General features: G+C 62.6%; 19 protein-coding genes and 1 tRNA gene. 2 read left to right on the top strand and 18 right to left on the bottom strand.

Annotated elements, in window-relative coordinates; translation table 11 throughout:
* Nucleotides 1–35: 35 nt before the first annotated feature.
* The 9 genes from cyoD to ACVOLI_RS03725 form a co-directional block, all read right to left on the bottom strand.
* Nucleotides 36–374 (bottom strand): cytochrome o ubiquinol oxidase subunit IV, encoded by a 339-nt coding sequence (cyoD, locus tag ACVOLI_RS03765; protein ID WP_282271076.1) that lies wholly within the window; start codon nucleotides 372–374, stop codon nucleotides 36–38.
* The gene (cyoC, locus tag ACVOLI_RS03760; protein WP_481533580.1) at nucleotides 374–1012 is read right to left on the bottom strand and encodes a cytochrome o ubiquinol oxidase subunit III; all 639 of its coding nucleotides are present in this window, start codon (nucleotides 1010–1012) and stop codon (nucleotides 374–376) included. Before cyoC ends, cyoD begins: the two co-directional genes overlap by 1 nt.
* Complete coding sequence (gene cyoB / locus ACVOLI_RS03755; protein ID WP_303747026.1) at nucleotides 1009–3006, bottom strand: cytochrome o ubiquinol oxidase subunit I; 1998 nt, start codon at nucleotides 3004–3006, stop codon at nucleotides 1009–1011. Before cyoB ends, cyoC begins: the two co-directional genes overlap by 4 nt.
* 2 nt (nucleotides 3007–3008) lie before the next feature.
* Nucleotides 3009–4112: a ubiquinol oxidase subunit II gene (gene cyoA, locus ACVOLI_RS03750; protein WP_481533579.1), complete on the bottom strand. Its 1104-nt coding sequence runs from the start codon at nucleotides 4110–4112 to the stop codon at nucleotides 3009–3011.
* Between the two features lie 596 nt (nucleotides 4113–4708).
* Nucleotides 4709–4784, bottom strand: a tRNA-Thr gene (locus tag ACVOLI_RS03745).
* A gap of 63 nt (nucleotides 4785–4847) precedes the next feature.
* Nucleotides 4848–5852, bottom strand: a complete 1005-nt coding sequence (locus ACVOLI_RS03740) for a catalase (protein WP_481533578.1) — start codon at nucleotides 5850–5852, stop codon at nucleotides 4848–4850.
* A 63-nt stretch (nucleotides 5853–5915) separates the two neighbouring features.
* Nucleotides 5916–7397, bottom strand: coding sequence for an aldehyde dehydrogenase family protein (locus tag ACVOLI_RS03735; RefSeq protein ID WP_481533577.1), 1482 nt, complete (start codon nucleotides 7395–7397; stop codon nucleotides 5916–5918).
* An 18-nt stretch (nucleotides 7398–7415) separates the two neighbouring features.
* Nucleotides 7416–7673, bottom strand: a complete 258-nt coding sequence (locus tag ACVOLI_RS03730) for a hypothetical protein (protein WP_481533576.1) — start codon at nucleotides 7671–7673, stop codon at nucleotides 7416–7418.
* Nucleotides 7673–9265, bottom strand: coding sequence for a GMC family oxidoreductase (locus ACVOLI_RS03725; protein ID WP_481533575.1), 1593 nt, complete (start codon nucleotides 9263–9265; stop codon nucleotides 7673–7675). Before ACVOLI_RS03725 ends, ACVOLI_RS03730 begins: the two co-directional genes overlap by 1 nt.
* A gap of 153 nt (nucleotides 9266–9418) precedes the next feature.
* On the opposite strand from ACVOLI_RS03725, the gene ACVOLI_RS03720 reads away from it, so the two are divergent.
* Nucleotides 9419–10369: a LysR family transcriptional regulator gene (locus ACVOLI_RS03720; protein WP_481533574.1), complete on the top strand. Its 951-nt coding sequence runs from the start codon at nucleotides 9419–9421 to the stop codon at nucleotides 10367–10369.
* 55 nt (nucleotides 10370–10424) lie between these two features.
* Here the strand turns inward: ACVOLI_RS03720 and ispH are convergent, their stop codons facing one another.
* The 5 genes from ispH to murJ all read right to left on the bottom strand — a co-directional run bounded on the left by ispH (nucleotide 10425) and on the right by murJ (nucleotide 17455).
* Nucleotides 10425–11375, bottom strand: coding sequence for a 4-hydroxy-3-methylbut-2-enyl diphosphate reductase (gene ispH / locus ACVOLI_RS03715; protein ID WP_481533573.1), 951 nt, complete (start codon nucleotides 11373–11375; stop codon nucleotides 10425–10427).
* 52 nt (nucleotides 11376–11427) lie between these two features.
* Nucleotides 11428–11934: a signal peptidase II gene (lspA, locus tag ACVOLI_RS03710; RefSeq protein WP_481533572.1), complete on the bottom strand. Its 507-nt coding sequence runs from the start codon at nucleotides 11932–11934 to the stop codon at nucleotides 11428–11430.
* 78 nt (nucleotides 11935–12012) lie between these two features.
* Entirely contained in the window at nucleotides 12013–14844 is a 2832-nt protein-coding gene (ileS, locus tag ACVOLI_RS03705; protein ID WP_481533571.1) for an isoleucine--tRNA ligase, read from the bottom strand.
* Nucleotides 14841–15788 (bottom strand): bifunctional riboflavin kinase/FAD synthetase, encoded by a 948-nt coding sequence (locus tag ACVOLI_RS03700; RefSeq protein ID WP_481533570.1) that lies wholly within the window; start codon nucleotides 15786–15788, stop codon nucleotides 14841–14843. Before ACVOLI_RS03700 ends, ileS begins: the two co-directional genes overlap by 4 nt.
* 65 nt (nucleotides 15789–15853) lie before the next feature.
* Nucleotides 15854–17455: a murein biosynthesis integral membrane protein MurJ gene (murJ, locus tag ACVOLI_RS03695; protein WP_481533612.1), complete on the bottom strand. Its 1602-nt coding sequence runs from the start codon at nucleotides 17453–17455 to the stop codon at nucleotides 15854–15856.
* 115 nt (nucleotides 17456–17570) lie between these two features.
* Here murJ and rpsT point away from each other — a divergent pair, with 115 nt between their 5' ends.
* The gene (gene rpsT / locus ACVOLI_RS03690; protein ID WP_057629708.1) at nucleotides 17571–17840 is read left to right on the top strand and encodes a 30S ribosomal protein S20; all 270 of its coding nucleotides are present in this window, start codon (nucleotides 17571–17573) and stop codon (nucleotides 17838–17840) included.
* A 78-nt stretch (nucleotides 17841–17918) separates the two neighbouring features.
* Here rpsT and ACVOLI_RS03685 read toward each other — a convergent pair whose 3' ends face one another.
* From ACVOLI_RS03685 to rplU, 4 genes are all read right to left on the bottom strand, one after another.
* Nucleotides 17919–18239: a hypothetical protein gene (locus ACVOLI_RS03685; RefSeq protein ID WP_481533569.1), complete on the bottom strand. Its 321-nt coding sequence runs from the start codon at nucleotides 18237–18239 to the stop codon at nucleotides 17919–17921.
* A 207-nt stretch (nucleotides 18240–18446) separates the two neighbouring features.
* Complete coding sequence (gene obgE / locus ACVOLI_RS03680; protein ID WP_481533568.1) at nucleotides 18447–19505, bottom strand: GTPase ObgE; 1059 nt, start codon at nucleotides 19503–19505, stop codon at nucleotides 18447–18449.
* Nucleotides 19506–19673: 168 nt separating this feature from the next.
* Nucleotides 19674–19934, bottom strand: coding sequence for a 50S ribosomal protein L27 (gene rpmA / locus ACVOLI_RS03675; RefSeq protein ID WP_282269141.1), 261 nt, complete (start codon nucleotides 19932–19934; stop codon nucleotides 19674–19676).
* Nucleotides 19935–19953: 19 nt separating this feature from the next.
* Nucleotides 19954–20262, bottom strand: a complete 309-nt coding sequence (gene rplU / locus ACVOLI_RS03670; protein ID WP_282269142.1) for a 50S ribosomal protein L21 — start codon at nucleotides 20260–20262, stop codon at nucleotides 19954–19956.
* Between the last annotated feature and the right edge of the window lie 214 nt (nucleotides 20263–20476).

The following is a 20476-nucleotide window of genomic DNA, read 5'->3' as shown; positions in this document are numbered from 1 at the left end:
GGCGGCCTTTGCTGTGCATCAAGCGATCAAGCCGCTCAGTGCATCATGTGGTGATTCATGTTCCACATGACCCACAGCGTGCCCAGCACGATGATGCCGATCACCACCAGAGTGAACATGCCGGCATTGACGTTCCAGCGGGCAGCCGAGGAACGGTCAAGGTGCAGGAAGAACACCAGGTGCACCAGCAGCTGCAGGATGCCTGCAACCACGATCACCGCGCCAGTGGCGAAGGACGACATGCCACCACTCATCACCACCCAGAACGGGATGATGGTGAGCACGGCTGCCAGCACGAAGCCGATCAGGTAAGACTTGACGCTGCCGTGGCTCTCACCAGCGGCACCGTGTGCATGATTGTCATGTGCGGACATTACATCGCTCCCGACAGATAAACGACAGAGAACACGCCAATCCAGACCAGATCCAGGAAGTGCCAGAACAGGCTCAGGCACGCCATGCGGGTCTTGTTGCGCGGGGTCAGGCCATCCTGCTTGAGCTGGACGAACATCACCGCCAACCACAGCAGACCAGCGGTCACGTGCAGACCGTGGGTACCCACCAGGGCGAAGAACGCCGACAGGAAGGCACTCTTGTCCGGGCCGTGGCCGTTATGGATCAGGTGGTTGAACTCCCAGATTTCCATGCCCATGAAGCCGGCACCCAGCAGCCAGGTGATGACCAGCCAGAAGAACATCAGGCCCTTCTTCGACTGGTGCATGGCGATCATGCCCAGGCCGAAGGTCAGCGAGGACACCAGCAGCAGCGCGGTTTCCCACGCCACGAACGGCAGCTCGAACAGGTCCTTGGCCGACGGGCCACCATTGGTGCCGCCGGACAAAACCACATACGTCACGAACAGGGTGGCGAAGATGAGCAGATCGCTCATCAGGTACACCCAGAAACCGAAGACGGTGTTCTCGCTCGTGTCGTGATGCTCGTGATGGTCATCGCCATGGTCCGCAGCGTGCGCTGCGGAACCGTGGGTCATCGTGTGGGCGTTCGTGCTCATGCCTTCACCTCGGTCTTCACCAAGCCCTGAGCTTCCAGGTGCTTACGGTGTTCGTTCTCGATACGTTCCACCTCGGCAGCCGGCACCCAGTAATCCACGTCCTTGTCGAAGGTACGGTAGATGAAGGTGGCGATCATGCCGACCAGGCCGATGATGGCCAGCACCCACATGTGCCAGACCATCGCAAAGCCCAGCACCAGGCTGAACGCGCCGATGACAACACCGGTACCGGTGTTCTTCGGCATGTGGATGTCGCTGTACTTGGCCGGCTTCTGCCAGGCTTCGCCGCGCTGCTTGCGGTGCCAGAATTCGTCCAGCTCCTCACCCTTGGGCAGGGTAGCGAAGTTGTAGAACTGCACCGGGGAAGCGGTTTCCCACTCCAGGGTACGGGCATCCCACGGATCGCCAGTCAGGTCAGCATTCTTCTTGCGGTCGCGGATGGACACGGCGATCTGGATCACCTGGCACAGGATGCCGAGGGCGATGATCGCGGCGCCGACAGCGGCAACGATGAAGTACGGCTGGTAGTCCATGTTCGGGTAGCTCTGCATACGACGCGTAGCACCCATGAAGCCCAGTGCGTACAGCGGCATGAAGGCCACGTAGAAGCCGATGAACCAGCCCCAGAACGCGCGCTTGCCCCAGGTTTCATTCAAGGTGAAGCCGAACATCTTCGGCCACCAGTAAGTGATACCGGCAAACATGCCGAACACCACGCCGCCGATGATGACGTTGTGGAAGTGGGCAATCAGGAACAGCGAGTTGTGCAGCACGAAGTCGATGGCCGGGATCGCCAACATCACGCCGGTCATGCCGCCGATGGTGAAGGTGACCATGAAGCCGATGGTCCACAACACCGGCGAGGTGAAGTGCACGCGGCCGCGGTACATCGTGAACAGCCAGTTGAAGATCTTCACGCCGGTCGGGATCGAGATGATCATCGTCGTGATGCCGAAGAAGGCATTGACGTTGGCACCCGAGCCCATGGTGAAGAAGTGGTGCAACCACACCAGGAACGACAGCACACCGATCGCACAGGTGGCGTAGACCATGCCCTTGTAGCCGAACAGGGTCTTGCGCGAGAACGTGGCGATCACTTCAGAGAACACACCGAATGCCGGCAGCACCAGGATGTAGACCTCGGGGTGGCCCCAGATCCAGATCAGGTTGATGTACAGCATGGCGTTGCCGCCACCATCGTTGGTGAAGAAGTGCGTACCCAGGTAACGGTCCAGGGTCAGCAGCACCAGGGTGATGGTCAGCACCGGGAAGGCAGCAATGATCAGCAGGTTGGTGACCAGGGCGGTCCAGCTGAACACCGGCATGTGCATCAGCTTCATGCCCGGGCTACGCATCTTGAGGATGGTGATGAAGAAGTTGATACCGCTCAGCGTGGTACCCAGGCCGGAGACCTGCAGCGCCCAGATGTAGTAATCCATACCTACGCTTGGACTGTATTCCAACCCTGACAAGGGCGGGAACGCCAGCCAACCGGTCGCGGCGAATTCACCGATCCACAGCGAGATCATCATCAGGCCGCAGCCTGCGACGAACAGCCAGAAGCTCAGCGAGTTCAGGAACGGGAAGGCAACGTCGCGCGCACCAATCTGCAGCGGCACCACCAGGTTCATCAAACCGGTGATCAGCGGCATGGCCACGAAGAAGATCATGATCACGCCGTGGGCGGTGAAGATCTGGTCGTAGTGGTGTGGCGGCAGATAGCCTTCGGCACCGCCAGCAGCAACTGCCTGCTGGGCACGCATCATGATCGCGTCGGAGAAGCCGCGCAGCAGCATCACGAACGCCACGATCAGGTACATCGCGCCGATCTTCTTGTGGTCCACCGAGGTGAACCACTCCTTCCACAGGTAGCCCCACAGCTTGAACTTGGTGACCGCGGCTACAACAGCCAGGCCGCCCAGCATCGCGCCGATCAGGGTGGTGAGCACGATGGGATCGTGCGGCAGTGAATCAAGAGAGAGTTTTCCAAGCATCGTCATTCTCCCGAGGCGCCATGGCCGGCATGTGCGGCTTCGGCGGGCTCGTTGGCAGTGTGACCGGCGTGGCCGTCAGCCGTGGCGGCAGCAGGCGCAGCGGCGGCAGGAGCCTCGTGGCCCATGGCGGCGTGGTCCATCGCGTCATGGCCCATCGCAGCGTGGTCCATGGCTTCGGGCTGCATCGCCTCGTGGCCAGCACCTTCGTGCGACATCTTCTTGCCATCGTGCTTCATGCCGAAGTGGTGGTTCTCACCGGCATGCTTGGCAATGATGGTGTCGAACAGGCCCTTCTCGGTGCTGCCGTAGTAGGTCACCGGGTGCCAGTCGTGGTTCTGCTCGGTGGTGAGTTCGGCGAATGCCTTCTGGTCCATGACCTTGGCATCGCCGCGCACCTTGGCCAACCAGGCCTGGTATTCCTCATTGCTCACCGCATGCGCGGTGAAATGCATCTTGCTGAAGCCTGCACCGCTGTAATGCGAGGAGCGGCCTTCATAGCTGCCGGCCTCGTTGGCGATCAGGTGCAGCTTGGTCTCCATGCCGGCCATCGAGTAGATCATGCTGCCCAGATGCGGAATGAAGAACGCATTCATCACCGTATCGGCGGTGATCTTGAAGTTCAGCGGGGCATCAACCGGGAAGGTCAGCTCGTTGACCACGGCGATGTTCTCTTCCGGGTAGACGAACAGCCACTTCCAGTCCAGCGAGATCGCTTCGATCACCACCGGCTTGGCATCGGACTCCAGCGGCTTGTACGGATCCAGCGCATGCGAAGAACGCCAGGTCAGCACGGCCAGGACCAGGATGATCATGCACGGGATCGACCAGACCACCACTTCGATGGCGGTGGAGTGAGACCAGTTGGGCTCGTAACGGGCCTTGGTGTTGGATGCGCGGTACTTCCACGCGAACACCAGCGTCAGCACGATCACCGGGATGACCACCAGCAGCATCAGCACCGTACAGGTGATCAGGAGCGTGAGTTCGTCCCGGGCGATCTGGCCCTTGGGGTCAAACAGGGCCCAGTCGCAGCCCGTCATCATGACGGCCATAGCGACAATGAGGCCCGGACGCAAAAAGCGTCCAAGAGTTTTCAACGGAATCATCGGTCGATCCAATTGCGAGGGAGAGCCGGACCTGGCAAGCCCATACATGCAAACGCGAACAAGCGCCCGGGGATTGCCCACCGGGGAGACATGTAGGGGGTTGTCAGATTTCAGCCCCGCAATTTTAGGCCTTCACACACCACTTAAGAAAGGGATTGACAATGATTTCGCGCAGCAAAAGCGGGCAACTCCGTGCGACACGTTGTCGCACCTGCGCAGGACAAGGGGCAGATTCGGCAAAGTGCCGAGCCGTTCGCAACGGCTGCGTCGCTTCGCATTCGCACCAACGCCAGAAGCACGGACCCGTTGCATTCACACCAGCTGCGATGAATGGCCGCATGTGTCTGTGCAGATGCCGCCTCGTTCAGGTTCATGAGTAGCCCACCTGCGACATGATCGGCAGCCTTACGCGTCGTGTGTCGCAAGCCGGGCCAGCAGCCGATGGCGCAAGCGCAACCAAACACACCACTGCTTGTCACCAATCCACAACCAACAGTGCAGCGAGACAGGCGACGGACAGGAGCAACACAACGATCCCTCGCAGCTCAGCCCACCGCCTCACCAACAGAAAAGGCCCGCATTAAGCGGGCCTGATCTGGTGCCGGAAATAGGAATCGAACCTACGACCTACGCATTACGAATGCGCCGCTCTACCAACTGAGCTATTCCGGCGAAGGCGCGAATTGTAGGCAAAGCGGGTAGCCGCGGTCAATCCGCCCTTTGCACGGAGCCGTCTCAAACCTCGGACGGTTGCCACTGCCGTGGCCCTGCGATGTCCCGGAGTGGCCACGACGCGCCAAGCGCCAAGGGGAAAGCCACTGCTGGTAGCCCGGCGCCACGCCCCCTTACCCCCCCCAACCGCCGCGCCGCAGCCAACCGATACGCCTGCAACCGCGCATGCAGCATCGGGTCGCCGGCAAAGCCCATCCCCGCCGGTAGCAACGCGGGGTCGAACACGGTTCTGCGCTGGCTGGCCTGCTGCGGCAGCAGACGTTCCAGCCAGATGTGGCCCAGCGCGAACGACGGTGTGGCAGGGTCCCAGCCGCGGGTGATGTCGCTCGGGTCCTCGCCTTCGGGTACCGGGGTGAACAGCAGGGCGAATACCACGCTGCCCTTGGACAGCTCGCCGCGCAGGCGCTTGTCCAGGTAGTCCGGACCGTCCGGCGGCGCGCGAGCGACGTAGGGTTTGGTCGCGCGCACGCTGAGGCGGCCGATCCGTGCATGTCCGTCCGTGGCGATCAGCCGGTAGGCGTGCAGCATGAGGTAATCCAAGGCGCTGAAGCTGCTGGTCACTGCACCCGCACGCAATTCCTCGAAGTGCGCGACAGCCGGGCAACCGGCCATCTGTGCGGCCAGCATCGCTGGCGCGCGCTCACGCTGATTCACGGCATTCAAGAAAGCGAGAAACGCTTCGGGGTCACTGGCCGGGAAGCCTTCGAGCGAGTGACCGACCAGCACCATCGCCGCCTTGTTGCCGATCCGCAGCGCCAGGCCGCGCGGCTCGCCTGCGGGACTGCGCTGATCAATATGCGGATTGGCGCCCGAGCTTGAGAAGCGCGCCAACACGCGCAGATCCTCGCCGCCGAATACCGCCGCCATGCAGAACTGTGGTGCTGTTGCAGTGGCGCGGAAGTGGCCTTCCACCAGCAGGCCGCGCGCATGATTCACCCGGCCGCCAGCTGCAACTTTCGCCCCGGCCTGCAGGGCAGCAAACAACGCCTGCGACATGTCTGTCGCCATCGCCGTGTCCTCCCACCGCACCACCGTGGCAGCAAACAGCAGCTCGCGAAGATGCGGCGTTGGTCAGCGCTCTCCCAAGCCTGGGTGCAGCGCGATATGTTTGTATTCCAGAAAATCCTCCAAGGCGGCCAATCCATTGAGCCGCCCGAGCCCTGACTGCTTGAAACCACCCTCCTCCGTGCCGTCGAACACCCGCGCCCAGTCGTTGATCCAGACCGAGCCCGCATCAAGCGCTTCAGCGACGCGCAGCGCGCGATCAACGTCGCGCGTCCACACACTGGCCGCCAATCCATACTCGCTGTCGTTGGCCAGGCGAATCGCCTGCGCCTCATCGCTGAAGCGTTGAATGGTGAGCACTGGACCAAAGGTTTCCTGCTGGATGATGTCCAACGCGTTGTCGAACACTTCCAGCAGGGCCGGACGGAAGAACGCGCCCTTGCGCAGCGGGCCGCTGGTAATGGGCCCACCGCGCTCAACCACCACCGCACCGTAACGGATTGCCTCCTGCACCACCGCTTCAACCCGCTGCACATTGGCGCGGTCGATCAATGGCCCCATGTCGCTGCTTGGGTCGGACGCGGGCCCGACCTTGACCATGTGCAGGCGCGCGCCCATGCCATCGCGCACCGCGTCGTAGATGCGGTCGTGTACCAGCAGCCGTGAGCCCGTCATGCAGAACTGACCACTGAATACCGTCAGTGCTTTCTCGATCACCGGCAGCGCCTGCGCCAGATCGGCATCCTCGAACAGGATCATCGGTGTCTTGCCACCCAGCTCCATGCCGAAACGCTTGAGGTGTTTCGCGCCGCTGCTGCTGATGGCACGACCGGTGCGGGTGGAACCGGTGAAACTGACCACCGGCACCTGCGGTGCATCCACCAGGTAGCTGGAACCTTCCGGGCCGCTTTCGAAAAACAGGTTGATCACACCGCGCGGCAGTGATTCGGCCTCGGCCATGATCCTGGCCATGGTGCTGGCGGTCTGCGCCACCTGCGACGGCAACTTGATCACCACGGTACAACCGGCCGCCAGTGCCGGCGCCAACGAACGGATGGTCAGCACCACCGGCGAGTTCCAGGGTGCGATCACCGCCGCCACACCCATTGGCTGACGCAGGACCATCGACAGCCGTCCCGGTTTTGGTCGCAGAGCACGGCCTGCTTCCAGCATCGCCGTCGCCGCCGAATAACGCAGCTTGCTCGGCACCATGTCCAGCTCGAACGCGGCCTCGGCAGCGATCTTGCCGTTCTCCAACGACAGGATCTCCGCCAGCCGCGCGCGATTGCGTTCAAACGCCTGCGCCAGCTGCTCCAGCACCCGTGTACGCAGCTCATGGTCGTGCGCCCACATGGTCTGCTGGAACGCCTGAGATGCGGCAGACACCGCCGCCATCGCCGCCGCGCGGCCATTGTCCGGGTAGCTGCCGATCACCTCATAGGTAGCCGGGTTGATCGAATCCTTGAGCACACCATCAAAGCGCGGAATGCCGTTGATCCAGTTGGCCGCGCGGCGCAGTTGCGCGGGGGACCTGGTTGCACTGCTCATGTGACCTCCACACATTGATTACTCATGACTGGTCGACCGCTGCTTGTGACGCAGCCAATAGCGACGCACTGCAGATACCAGCGTTTCCACCAATGGCGCACTGATATTGACCACGATCGGTACGATGACCAGCGTCGACCCCAGCACCCGCAGCGGCAACGGCCATTGCCCGACGTACGGACCGAGCACACTCACCACCGTCAGCACGGTCGGATACACCGCCAGCCAGATCAGCGCGGTACGCTTCAAGCGCGGTACGAGCTCGGTGCGCCACATCAGCCGTCCGTATCCCGCATCCATTGGCTGATGCGCTCAGCCAGCATGATTACCGTTGGGTTGGTTGCCACGCAGGGAACATCAGGGAACGCCGAGGCGTCGGCAACGCGCAGGCCATCAATGCCGCGCACACGTCCCTGGTAGTCGAGTACCGCATGTACATCGTTGGCACCGCCCATTGGCGCGGTGGAGGTGGGATGGTGGTAGATATCCAGGGCCATCGGCAACGCCGCTTCCACGTCCTCGTATGAGCTCGACAGCGCGCCCGGCACCAGTTCCTCTGCGATCATCGACGCCAGTGGTCCTTGCCGGGCAATGCGCCGGATCAGCTCGATGCCCTCCACCATCAATTGCCGGTCCTGCGCGTCGGCCAGCAGGTTGAGCGCGATGATCGGCGCCGCATCGGCAGCACGCGAGCGCAGCGTCACCCTCCCCAGCGAGCGCGGCCGGGTCAGCGCCAAAGCCAGCATGAAGATGGCGCCAGTGGGCGATGCCTGCGGATCACCGTAATGCACTGCCGAGACGTGGAAGTCCCCGACATTGGCAGCCGCCTTGGATGACTGCGCCCACAGAATCGCACCCACGGGTGGCACCGGCAGACCGAGCCGATCCGGGCGCGCGGCCCAGGTGGTGTAGAAGAACGGGTGCTCCTGCAGGCGTTGACCGACTGGAAGATTGGCAACCACATCAATGTCCAGCTCCAGTAGATCATTGGCGGGACCAATACCCGAGCGCAGCAGCACCGCTGCGGTGCCATAGGTGCCCGCACTCAGGACGATGCTGTCGGCTTCAATGCGCTGACCATCAGCCAACACCACCGCCGCTGCGCGGCGACCCTCAAACGCTACCCGGTCCACCAGGGTCTGGCTGCGGATGCACAGATTGGGGCGCATCCGTACATCCAGGGATAGATAGGTCATGCCGGTATTGAGCCGCTGCCCCATCCGGTTGTTCATCGGGTAAGGACCAACACCGAACGGTTGCTCGCCGTTGAAGTCGGTCACCCTGGCAAACCCGGCCTGCACGGCGGAGGCCACGAAGGCGCGTTGCATGTCCGAGACTTCGTCATCCTGCAGGTAGTGGTTAGGCCACGGTCCGCCTCGCCCATGCATGGCATCGTTACCGTGCACAGTGCGTTCGCTGCGCTGGAAGAACGGTAAAGCCTCCTGCGCGGTCCAATGCTCAAGACCGGCCGCGGTCCAACGCTCGAAGTCACCAGCGGGTGCGCGCATCGCCACACCCGCATTGACCGCAGAACAACCACCAAGCACCTTGCCGCGTGGCACCTGCATCGTCGCGCCATAGATGTTGGGTTCGGCCGAGTAGCCCCAGTCGTGTGCGGAATCGCCACCGATGATGTGCTGCAACCGCACCGCATCAGGATAGGCATCCGGCGCATAAGCCTGCCCAGCTTCGATCAACAGCACGCGCCGGAATGGATCCTCGCTGAGCCGGCTCGCCATCACCGCGCCGGCCGAGCCACCGCCGACAATGACCACGTCGTAGTACGAATGGCCCGAAACCGCCACTGCATGCGCACTGTCACCCTGCACCTGCATGCCTGTACCCGCGTATTTTTGCCGAGTAACCATGGCGAACATCTCCTCGCAACCCATCCTTCCTGCCACCGCCCGTCACCTGCGAACGTTGATGCAAGCACTGCTGGCACCGGGACCACGGTGGCCATCCTCGACCCCAGCCGGCGCAGGCGGAATCCCTGCACACGTCATGACACTCAGGAAAAAATGTCCTCAGTCCTCTCATCGCTGGAATCATTGAATGGCTTGATCGCGTTCGCATCTGCCGTGCAGACGGGTGGCTTCTCGGCCGCAGGCCGGCAATTGGGCCTATCCGCTTCGGCAGTGGGAAAGGCAGTGGAACGCCTCGAGTTCCGCCTGGGCACGCGCCTGCTGAACCGCACTACCCGTTCGCTGGCCCTTACCGACGAAGGCGAGGTGCTGTACCACTACGTCGACAAGGTATTGAAGGACCTACAGGAGGCAGAGCGCGAGTTGAACACGCGCCAAGGCACGCCACGCGGCCGCCTGCGGATCACCGCCACTCCCGTTCTGGGCCGCAGGTTCCTGGTGCCCGCATTGCACGACTTCCACGCACTCTATCCGGAGGTCAAGGTTGCGCTCAGTTTCGATCTTCCTCGACCCGATATCATCGAGGAAGGTTTTGATCTGGCGTTGTGGGCCGGCGAGCTCGAAGATTCCAGCCTGCAGGCGCGGCGCGTGGGATCGTATGCACTGATCACCTGCGCCTCGCCGGGCTATCTTGCCGAGAACGGCACGCCAACCTCGATCGCCGAGCTGGGCAGCCACTGCTGCCTTCACTACCGCCACCGCGGCAATCAGCGGCTGGAACCTTGGCGGTTCCAGAACCACACCATCTCCAAGCCTCCGATCCCCGCCCCGGACTGCCACCTCAACGATGCCGGTGCGTTGGTAGAAGCAGCCGTGGCCGGACTCTGCATCGTGCAACTACCGGACTTTGTGGTGCGCGAGGACATCGCCACTGGCCGACTTCAGGAAGTGCTCCAAAGCAACGCTGTCGCGCCGCTCGGCGTCTTCCTCGTATGGCCACCGATGTCCGCACAGGCACTGCGCGTGCGCGTCTTCATCGAGTTCATCTCGAAGCGAGCAGGCAACCTGTTCAACATCACCAGCACCGCAGCGTCGGGCCAGCCCTGAACGAGTGAAGCCGACCCTACGGCCGGCTTCATCAGCTGCGATACCAGGCGAAAACTCAGTCCACCAGGCGCAGACGCAGCTCCTTGGGCAACGCAAACACCATGGTCTCCGGCTCGCCGCCGGTTTCACGGACACTGCCAGCGCCGAGCTCGCGCAGCCGTGCAATCACGCCATCCACCAGCACCTGCGGTGCCGATGCACCAGCGGTCAGGCCGATGTGCTGCTTGCCAACCACCCACTGCGGATCGATCTCGTCCGCCCCATCAATCAGGTACGACTCCACGCCCTCACGACGTGCAAGTTCGCTGAGCCGGTTGGAGTTTGAGCTGTTCGGCGAACCGACCACCAGCACCAGATCACACTGCGTAGCCAGGTCACGCACCGCATCCTGGCGGTTCTGCGTGGCATAACAGATGTCGTCGTTCTTCGGCCCCTGCACCATCGGGAAATGCTTGCGCAGTGCTTCAATCACTGCACGGGTGTCATCCACCGACAAGGTGGTCTGGGTGGTGAACGCGAAATTTTCCGGCTGCGAGACCTGCAGCGCTTCCACATCTTCCACGCTCTCGACCAGGTAGATGCTGCCCTTGCCATTCTCGCGGTTCCACTGACCCATCGTGCCTTCCACTTCGGGATGACCTTCGTGGCCAATCAGCACCACATCGCGGCCAGCACGGCAGTGGCGTGCAACTTCCAGATGCACCTTGGTCACCAGCGGGCAGGTGGCATCGAACACCTTCAAGCCGCGGCGATCGGCTTCGATACGCACTGCCTGCGATACACCATGCGCGCTGAAGATGACGGTATTGCCGTCCGGCACTTCGTCGAGCTCTTCAACGAAGATGGCGCCGCGTGCCTTCAGGTCATCGACCACGAAACGGTTATGCACCACTTCGTGGCGCACATAGATCGGCGCGCCCAGGGTTTCGATGGCGCGTTTGACGATCTCGATGGCGCGGTCTACACCGGCACAGAAACCACGGGGATTGGCGAGCAATACGTCCATCTTCAACGACTCCGACCGCTGACGGTCGCTAATGCGGGAACAGATGCCGGCATCATCCGGCTTTTTTCTCGGCCTTGCCATCAAGCAGACCCATCAAGGCGATGCCGATGGCGCCGCCCACGATCGCCGCGTCGGCAATGTTGAACGACGGCCAGTAGTGATCACCGATATACCACTGGATGAAATCAACCACGTGACCATGAATCTGGCGGTCGATGACGTTGCCGATGGCACCGCCTATCACCAGCGCATACGGCAGCGCACTGCGCCAGTTGGCGCGCGGCGTGCGCGACAGCCAGAACGCCATCAGGCCACTGATCGCGATGGCCAGAAACGTGAAGAACCACAGCTGCCAGCCACCGGCGTCGCTGAGGAAGCTGAATGCCGCGCCGGTGTTGTAGGTGCGGTACCAGTTCCAGAAACCATCGATCACCGGCACCGGGGTGAACTCAGGCAGGCTGCACAGCACCCAGGCCTTGCTCCACTGGTCCAGGCCGATCACGGCCACGGACACCAGCAGGTAGATCATCGCATTGGGTTTAACAGCCTTTGCTTGCATGTAGTACGCCTGTAGTTGACTGCGATGAAACGGATGGAGCGCTGCTCGCCACCCCACCCGCTCCGCGTTACGGTTTGATTAGAACCAGCGACGGTTTTCGCCAGCGCCGTCGATATTGCTGACGCAACGGCCGCACAGCTCCGGATGCGCCTCGACCGAGCCGACATCGGCGCGGTAATGCCAGCAACGCACGCACTTGGCCTTGTCGGTCGGCTGCGCACTGACAAACACCTCGTCGGTGGTGGCCGGGCGCACGCTGACATCGCCACTGATGAACAGGAAGCGCAGCTCTTCGGCCAGCGGCTGCCAGCGTGCGGCCTGCTCTTCGTTGGCAGCAACGGTGATCTCGGCTTCCAGCGCCGCACCGATGGCACCATTGGCACGCATCGGCTCCAGCACCTTGGAGACCTGCTCGCGCAGCGCCAGCAGCTGGTCGAAATCGGCAGCGGTCAGCTGTGCATCCGCCGGCAACGGCGCCAGGCCCTCATACCAGGTGGAGAACAGCACGTTGTCGACGCGCTTGCCCGGCAGGTAGCCCCACAGCTCTTCGGCGGTGAAGGTCAGGATCGGCGCAACCCAACGCACGAACGCTTCGGCGATGTGGAACATCGCCGTCTGCGCCGAACGACGGCCGCGCGAATCTTCCTGCATCGTGTACAGGCGGTCCTTGGTCACGTCCAGGTACAACGAACCCAGGTCGACACTGCAGAAATTCAGCAGCAACTGCACGATCTCGGCCATGTTGTAGTTGGCGTAGGCAGCCTTGATCTTCTCCTGCAACTCGAACGCGCGATGCACGATCCAGCGGTCCAGGGCGACCATGTCCGGCAACGCAACCAGGTGCTGGGCCGGATCGAAACCGTCCAGGTTGCCGAGCAGGAAGCGCGCGGTGTTGCGCAGGCGGCGGTAGGCGTCGGCGTTGCGCTTGAGGATCTCCTGCGACAGCGACATCTCGTTGCTGTAATCGGCCGAGGCGATCCACAGGCGCAGGATGTCGGCGCCCAGGGTGCGCATGATTTCCTGCGGCTCGATGCCGTTGCCCAACGACTTGGACATCTTGCGGCCGTGCTCGTCCACGGTGAAGCCGTGGGTCAGGCACTGCTTGTACGGCGCGTGCTTGTCGATAGCCACGCCGGTCAGCAGCGAGGACTGGAACCAGCCGCGGTGCTGGTCGGAGCCTTCCAGGTACAGGTCGGCCGGCTTGCCATAGCCACGTGCCAGCAGCACGCCTTCATGGGTCACGCCGGAGTCGAACCAGACATCGAGGATGTCGGTGACCTTTTCGTACTGGGCGGCTTCATCGCCAAGCAGTTCGGTGGCGTCCAGCGAATACCAGACGTCGATGCCGCCCTGCTCCACGCGGTCGGCCACCTGCTGCATCAACTCGACGCTGCGCGGGTGCGGCTCGCCGGTTTCGCGGTGGGTGAACAAGGCAATCGGCACACCCCAGGTGCGCTGGCGGCTGATGCACCAGTCCGGGCGGCCGTCGACCATGCTGCTGATACGCGCCTTGCCCCAGCTCGGGAACCAGCCCACGTTGTCGATGGCAGCCATCGCATCATTGCGCAGGTTGGCCTTGTCCATCGAGATGAACCACTGCGGGGTGGCGCGGAACACCACCGGCGTCTTGTGGCGCCAGCAATGCGGGTAGCTGTGCTGGATCTCGAAGAAAGCCAGCAGTGCGCCGCTCTCGCGCAGCACATCGACGATCAGCGGCTGTGCCTTCCACAGGTGCTGGCCAGCCAGCTCAACCGTGCCAGCCGGCGGCGTCGACGACAGGTAGACGCCACGGCCATCGACCGGATTGATCTGGCCGGCGTTGTACTTGTCCATCAAGCCGTACTGCTGGCTGACCGCGAAGTCTTCCTGGCCGTGGCCAGGCGCGGTGTGCACCGCACCGGTACCGTCGGCATCGGACACGTGCTCGCCATTGAGCAGCGGGATGTCACGGTTGGCATAGAACGGGTGCGCCAGCAGCTGGTTCTCCAGCGCCGAACCCTTGGCGTGACCATGCACGACCACCTCGGCCACGCCGTAGCGGCCCAGCGAGCGCTCAGCCAGGGCAGAAGCCAGCACCAACCAGCGCGGCTGGCCGTTGTGGGCCGGGCCTTCAACCAGCGCGTATTCGATATCTGCACCCAGCGACACCGCCAGCGATGCCGGCAGCGTCCACGGCGTGGTGGTCCAGATCGGCACCGCCACTTCCACACCGGCCGGCAGATCGACACAGAAGCTGGCCGCCAGCGCCTTGGAATCGCGCGCGGCATACGCCACGTCGATGGCCGGCGAGGTCTTGTCCTGGTACTCGATTTCAGCTTCAGCCAGCGCCGAGCCACAGTCGAAGCACCAGTGCACCGGCTTGGCGCCGCGCACCAGGTGGCCATTGGCGACGATCTTGGCCAACGCACGGATTTCATTGGCCTCGAAGTCGAAGCTCAGCGTCTTGTACGGGTTCTCCCAATCGCCGATCACACCCAGACGCTTGAAGTCAGAGCGCTGCAGGTTGATCTGCTCTTCGGCGTACTCACGGCACTTCTGCCGGAACTGCTCGGCATCAAGCTTGACGCCAACCTTGCCCCACTTCTTCTCGACCGCGATTTCGATCGGCAGGCCGTGGCAATCCCAGCCCGGCACGTAGGGCGCATCGAAGCCGTCGAGGTAGCGCGACTTGACGATGATGTCCTTGAGGATCTTGTTGACCGCATGACCCAGGTGGATCTGGCCATTGGCATACGGCGGGCCGTCATGCAGCACGAACAGCGGGCGACCCTTCGCGTTGTCGCGAAGCTGCGCGTAAATACCCTGCTCTTCCCAACGTGCCAGGATGCCCGGCTCACGCTTGGGCAGGTCGCCGCGCATCGGGAATTCCGTTGCCGGCAGATGGAGGGTGGCTTTGTAATCCTGGCTCACGCGGTAGCTCGCAATCTGTGTTCGTTGAGGATGCGACGCGCCTGTTCTGCGTCGCGGTGCATCTGCTCGGTCAATGCCGGCAGACCGTTGAACTTCTCTTCATCCCGCAGCTTGGCCACGAACTCAACTTCGATGTGACGGCCGTACAGGTCGCCATTGAAGTCGAACAGATGTGCCTCAAGCAGCGGCTCCACACCTTCAACCGTGGGGCGCGTGCCAAAGCTCGACACCGACGGCCATGGCTGCTCGAACACACCGTGTACCCACGTAGCGTAGATACCAGAAAGTGCGGGTGTTTTCGGGAAACGCAAGTTGGCGGTGGGGAAGCCCAGGGTGCGCCCGAGCTGACGCCCGCGCACGACCCGGCCGCCGATCGCATACGGACGACCCAGCAATTCGCCGGCATGGGCGAACTCGCCGGCCACGATCAACTCGCGGATGCGGGTGCTGGAAATGCGCTCGCCGTTCAGGTGCACCGGCTCGATCTCGTCGGCGACAAAGCCGAGCTCGGCGCCCATCGCCTGCAGCAGTGCGATATCGCCGCCACGGCGGTTGCCGAAATGGAACTTGGGACCGATCCAGACTTCACGCGCACCGAGCCGGCGCACCAGCATGTCGCGGACGAAGTCCTCGGCGGTGATCGCCGCCATCTTGGCGTCAAAGCGCAGCAGGCCGACGCTGTCGACCCCCAGCTCACGCAGGGTGGCGACCTTGTCACGCGCCAGCATCAGCCGCGGCGGCGGGTTGTCCTTGGCAAAGAACTCGCGCGGCAGCGGCTCGAAGCCCAAGGCTACGGCCGGCACACCCAAGGCGCGGGCACGGGCAACCGCGTGGCGCACCAGCGCCCGATGGCCCAGGTGCAGGCCATCGAAGGCACCAATGCAGACCACGCTTCCCTGCGGGAACAACACCCCGCCTTCGACGTCTCTAAAAAGCCTGCTCATTCCATCCGGATCCGGCCCATACGGGCCGGTTCTGTCGTGTGTAGCCCTGAAGTATAACGGGCAGCTCAGTGGCCGCGCAGGTCGCGCGGACGGAAGCCCATCGCAACCATTGCCAGCAGATAACTCGCACCGCCGGCGCCGACCAGCAGCGCCAGGGCACTGGCACGCTGCCACTTATCCATCGGCGTGAACGCCGGCAGCCAGTGCAGCAGGCCCAGCAGCACCGCCACCATCACCGCACAGGCCAACGCCAGACGCAGCAGATAGCCCCCCCAGCCCGGCCGGCGCTGATAGACGCCCGTCTTGCCCAGCCAATGCCAAAGCAGGATCAGGTTCAGGTAGCTGGACAACGCACTGGCAATACCCAGCGCCAGATGCAGGCCCGGCTGCTTGCCCAGCGCCACCATCACGCCCTGCGCCTTCAGCTCCGGCGGCACCATGAGGTGGAAAACCACTGCCAGCAGGATGAAGTTGAAGACCATGTTGGCGACCAGCGCGACCAGACCGGCACGCACCGGGGTCTTGGTGTCCTGACGCGAGTAGAACGCGGGCAGCACCACTTTCAGCAAGGCGAATGCCGGCAGACCGAAGCTCAGGCCGTAGACCGCCAGTGCGGTCATCTGGGTATCGAATTCGGTGAACTTCTTGTACTGGAACAGCGTGGCGATCAGCGGTTCGGCCAACAGCAGCAGTGCCAGCATCGCCGGCACTGCGATCAGCAAGGTCATGCGCAGGCCCCAATCCAGCGCATTGGAGAAGCCCTCGCCGTCGGTTTTGACGTGATGACGGGCCAACGCTGGCAGGATCACCGTCCCCAAAGCCACCCCAAACACGCCAAGCGGCAGCTCCAGGAAGCGATCAGCCAACGACAGCCAGGACTGCGAGCCGTCAGTCAGATGCGCGGCGATCACGGTGTCCAGCAACAGGTTGATCTGCGCCACCGAAGAGCCGAACAGGGTCGGCACCATCAAGGTCAGCACCTTGCGCACATCCGGGTGGTTCCAGCCCCAACGCGGCAGGGTCAGCAGATTGATGCCCTTCAGCCCGGGCAACTGGAACAACAGCTGCAGCACACCTGCCGCCAGCACCGCCCAGCCCAATGCCAGAATCTGTTTCTCCGGCGTGCCGCCCAGCCGCGGCGCCAACCACAGCGCGCCGGCGATCATGCACAGGTTGAGGATCACCGGCGTCAGCGCCGGCATGGCAAATCGCTGGAAACTATTGAGCGCACCGCCAGCCAAGGCGGTCAGTGAGACAAACAGCAGGAACGGGAAGGTCAGCCGGAACAGGTCGATCAGCAAGCCCTGCTTGGCCGGATCCGTCGCACCACTGCTGAACAGGAAGGCCAGCTGCGGCGTGAAGATCAGCGCCAATGCGGTGACCACCAGCAGCGCGCCACCCAAGGTACCCGACACCCGCGACATCAGCTCGCGCAGGTCGGTATGCGGACGGGTTTCCTTGACCTCGGTGAAGACCGGCACGAACGCCGTGGCGAAGGAGCCTTCGGCGAACAGGCGACGCAGGAAATTGGGCACACGGAACGCCACCCAGAAGGCGTCGGTGACCGCGTTACTACCGAAGGTGGTAGTGATAACCTGATCACGAACCAGGCCAAGAACCCGGGAAATCATCGTCATGCTGCTGAACGACAGCAGCCCCCGCAACATGCGCGGTGAACTCACCCACGGCCCCCTTGACAACTTGACTTGACGTTCAATCGGACAGCCATCATACTTGCATGCTTGCTGTTCCCACCACACCGATTTTCAGGAAACCACCACTGTGGCCAATATCAAGTCCGCCAAGAAGCGCGCCAAGCAGACCGTTGTGCGCAACGCGCGCAACACGGCTCAGCGTTCGATGCTGCGCACCGCCGTCAAGAAGGTGATCAAGGCTCTGGATGCCAACGACGCCGCTGGCGCCGAGGCAGCCTTTGCCGTCGCCCAGCCGATCCTCGACCGTTTCAGCGCCCGTGGCCTGATTCACAAGAACAAGGCTGCGCGCCATAAGAGCCGTCTGACCGCTCGCATCAAGGCCATCAAGGCTGCCTGATCCGTGCGATCACCAGGAGTCGCAAGACTCCCGGCATGAAAAACCCGACCTTGTGTCGGGTTTTTTGTTGGGCGATTTTCAGGGGAAGTGAGGCAGGCCCCCCTCCCGCAGGGCTTTGGCTTTGGCTTTGGCTTTGGCTTTGGCTTTGGCCTTGGCTTTGGCCTTGGCCTTGGCCTTGGCCTTGGCCTTGGCCTTGGCTTTGGCCTTGGCTTTGGCCTTGGCCTTGGCCTTGGCCTTGGCTTTGGCCTTGGCCTTGGCCTTGGCTTTGGCTTTGGCTTTGGCCTTGGCCTTGGCTTTGGGCCGGCCAAGAAAAACCTGAACAATTCCCTTCTCCCGCTTGCGGGAGAAGGTGCCCGGAGGGCGAATGAGGGAGCCTTTGACCTGGGTTTGGCTTTTCAAGCAAAAGCTTGCCCTCACCCCAACCCCTCTCCCGCAGCCGGGAGAGGGGCTTTAAGCACAAGCACCAGCACCAGCCACTGCCAAAACCACAGCCAAAGCCACAGCCAAAGCCAAAGCCAAAGCCAAAGCCACAGCTAAAACTAAAGCCAAAACAGAAAACCCGGCTTTCGCCGGGCTTTCCTCAAACATCAACTGCCGGCGAAAAACTTACTCGCCCGCGGCGTGACGCTCTTCAGCTTCCAGAATCTTCTGCTGATCAAAGAAGGCCATGATGTCCTTCATGATCGGCCAGGTACCTTCACGACCCAGCGCCGACACCAGATACCACGGGCCGGTCCAACCAAGCTCCTTGATGACCTGCTCAGCCGCTGCCTTGGCCTCGTCCTCGAACATCAGGTCGGCCTTGTTCAGCACCAGCCAACGCGGCTTCTCCAGCAGTTCCGGGTCATGCTTGCCCAGCTCGCGCTCGATCGCACGCACCTGCTCAACCGGGGAGATGCCCTCAACCCCACCTTCCATCGGCGAGATGTCGACGAGGTGCAACAACAGACGGGTGCGCTGCAGATGGCGCAGGAACTGCGCGCCCAGGCCAGCACCGTCAGCCGCACCCTCGATCAGGCCCGGAATATCGGCGATCACGAAGCTGCGGTAATTCTCGACCTTCACCACACCCAGGTTCGGGTACAAGGTGGTGAACGGGTAATCAGCGACCTTCGGCGTTGCCGCCGAAACCGCACGGATCAAGGTGCTCTTGCCCGCATTGGGGAAGCCCAGCAGACCCACGTCGGCCAGCAGCTTCAGCTCCAGCTTGAGCAGGCGCTCCTCGCCTTCTTCACCCGGCAGCGCCTGACGCGGCGCGCGGTTGGTGGAGCTCTTGAAGTGCATGTTGCCGAGGCCACCCTTGCCACCCTTGGCCACCAGCAGGCGATCGCCATGCGTGGTCATGTCGCCAATGACTTCGTCGGTGTCGACGTTCATCACCACGGTGCCGACCGGCACGGTGATGACCAGGTCTTCGCCGCCCTTGCCATACGCCTGACGGCCCATGCCGTTCTCGCCACGCTGCGCCTTGAAGATGCGGTCATGACGGAAGTCGACCAAGGTGTTCAGGTTCTCGTCGGCACGGATCCAGACGCTGCCGCCATTGCCGCCATCGCCACCATCCGGACCACCGAGCGGAATGAACTTTTCGCGGCGAAAGCCGATACAGCCATTGCCGCCTTTGCCAGCGATGACTTCGATCTCCGCTTCGTCTACAAGTTTCATGAATTTAACGCCGGGATTGGGAAATGGGGATTGGGGAATAGCAGAAGCAGGTACAGCCCATTATCGGCACTGCACCCCGGAATGTCGGGGTTCCAACGAAAAGCCCCGCCGAAGCGGGGCTCTCGTCAGCAGCCCACACCGGAGTATGGGCGGCTTGCGCGTACGGAATTAAGCTTCCGTGACAACGCTGACGGTACGGCGCTTGTTGGCACCCTTCACCGTGAACTCAACCTTGCCATCGACCAGCGCGAACAGCGTGTGGTCACGGCCCAGGCCGACGCCTGCACCCGGGTGGAACTGGGTGCCGCGCTGACGCACGATAATGTTGCCAGCTTCGATGGCCTGGCCACCGAAGATCTTGACGCCGAGGTATTTCGGGTTGGAATCGCGACCGTTGCGCGAGGAACCTACGCCCTTTTTATGTGCCATGACGGATTCTCCTTAGCAATTAGCCGGCGATGCCGGTGATTTCGATTTCGGTGTAGTACTGACGGTGACCCTGACGCTTCATGTGGTGCTTGCGGCGACGGAACTTGATGATCCGGACCTTGTCGGCGCGGCCGTGGGCCACAACCTTGGCGGTCACCGAAGCGCCCTTCAGCGCGTCACCCAGCTTGATGCCGTCGGCATCGCCGAGCATCAGGATGTTGTCAAACTTGATCTCGTTGCCAGCTTCGACTTCGAGTTTTTCCACGCGCAGGGTTTCACCCTGAACGACGCGGTACTGCTTACCGCCAGTTACCAGAACTGCATACATGACCAGACTTCCTCTGTAGTTATTGTGGTCGCCTTGCCCGCCATCGAGGGCGGACAGAAGCGGGATTTTACCGGGCAGACCAAGCTCGGGTCAACCCACCCCCTGCCCTGACCCGCCGGGCCGGAACCCCCGTTTAAGCCCCCCCCCCGCAAACCGCCCACAGCCCGGAAACACCCCAGGCCAAACAGGCAAATTACCCCCAAAAACAAACCCC

It is taken from the genome of Stenotrophomonas sp. STEN029 (assembly GCF_056760015.1).
This window is presented reverse-complemented; position numbering and strand designations above follow the sequence as displayed.

Bases quoted from the DNA above. Each gene is read 5' to 3' on its own strand.
- rpmA (WP_282269141.1), bottom strand. From the start codon at position 19,934: ATGGCACATAAAAAGGGCGTAGGTTCCTCGCGCAACGGTCGCGATTCC.
- ACVOLI_RS03700 (WP_481533570.1), bottom strand. From the start codon at position 15,788: ATGAGCAGGCTTTTTAGAGACGTCGAAGGCGGGGTGTTGTTCCCGCAG.
- ACVOLI_RS03730 (WP_481533576.1), bottom strand. From the start codon at position 7,673: ATGTGGCGCACCGAGCTCGTACCGCGCTTGAAGCGTACCGCGCTGATC.
- ACVOLI_RS03735 (WP_481533577.1), bottom strand. From the start codon at position 7,397: ATGAGCAGTGCAACCAGGTCCCCCGCGCAACTGCGCCGCGCGGCCAAC.
- ACVOLI_RS03740 (WP_481533578.1), bottom strand. From the start codon at position 5,852: ATGGCGACAGACATGTCGCAGGCGTTGTTTGCTGCCCTGCAGGCCGGG.
- cyoA (WP_481533579.1), bottom strand. From the start codon at position 4,112: ATGATTCCGTTGAAAACTCTTGGACGCTTTTTGCGTCCGGGCCTCATT.
- lspA (WP_481533572.1), bottom strand. From the start codon at position 11,934: ATGCAAGCAAAGGCTGTTAAACCCAATGCGATGATCTACCTGCTGGTG.
- ACVOLI_RS03725 (WP_481533575.1), bottom strand. From the start codon at position 9,265: ATGGTTACTCGGCAAAAATACGCGGGTACAGGCATGCAGGTGCAGGGT.
- cyoB (WP_303747026.1), bottom strand. From the start codon at position 3,006: ATGCTTGGAAAACTCTCTCTTGATTCACTGCCGCACGATCCCATCGTG.
- ACVOLI_RS03720 (WP_481533574.1), top strand. From the start codon at position 9,419: ATGTCCTCAGTCCTCTCATCGCTGGAATCATTGAATGGCTTGATCGCG.
- ispH (WP_481533573.1), bottom strand. From the start codon at position 11,375: ATGGACGTATTGCTCGCCAATCCCCGTGGTTTCTGTGCCGGTGTAGAC.
- cyoD (WP_282271076.1), bottom strand. From the start codon at position 374: ATGTCCGCACATGACAATCATGCACACGGTGCCGCTGGTGAGAGCCAC.
- cyoC (WP_481533580.1), bottom strand. From the start codon at position 1,012: ATGAGCACGAACGCCCACACGATGACCCACGGTTCCGCAGCGCACGCT.
- obgE (WP_481533568.1), bottom strand. From the start codon at position 19,505: ATGAAACTTGTAGACGAAGCGGAGATCGAAGTCATCGCTGGCAAAGGC.
- murJ (WP_481533612.1), bottom strand. From the start codon at position 17,455: ATGTTGCGGGGGCTGCTGTCGTTCAGCAGCATGACGATGATTTCCCGG.
- rplU (WP_282269142.1), bottom strand. From the start codon at position 20,262: ATGTATGCAGTTCTGGTAACTGGCGGTAAGCAGTACCGCGTCGTTCAG.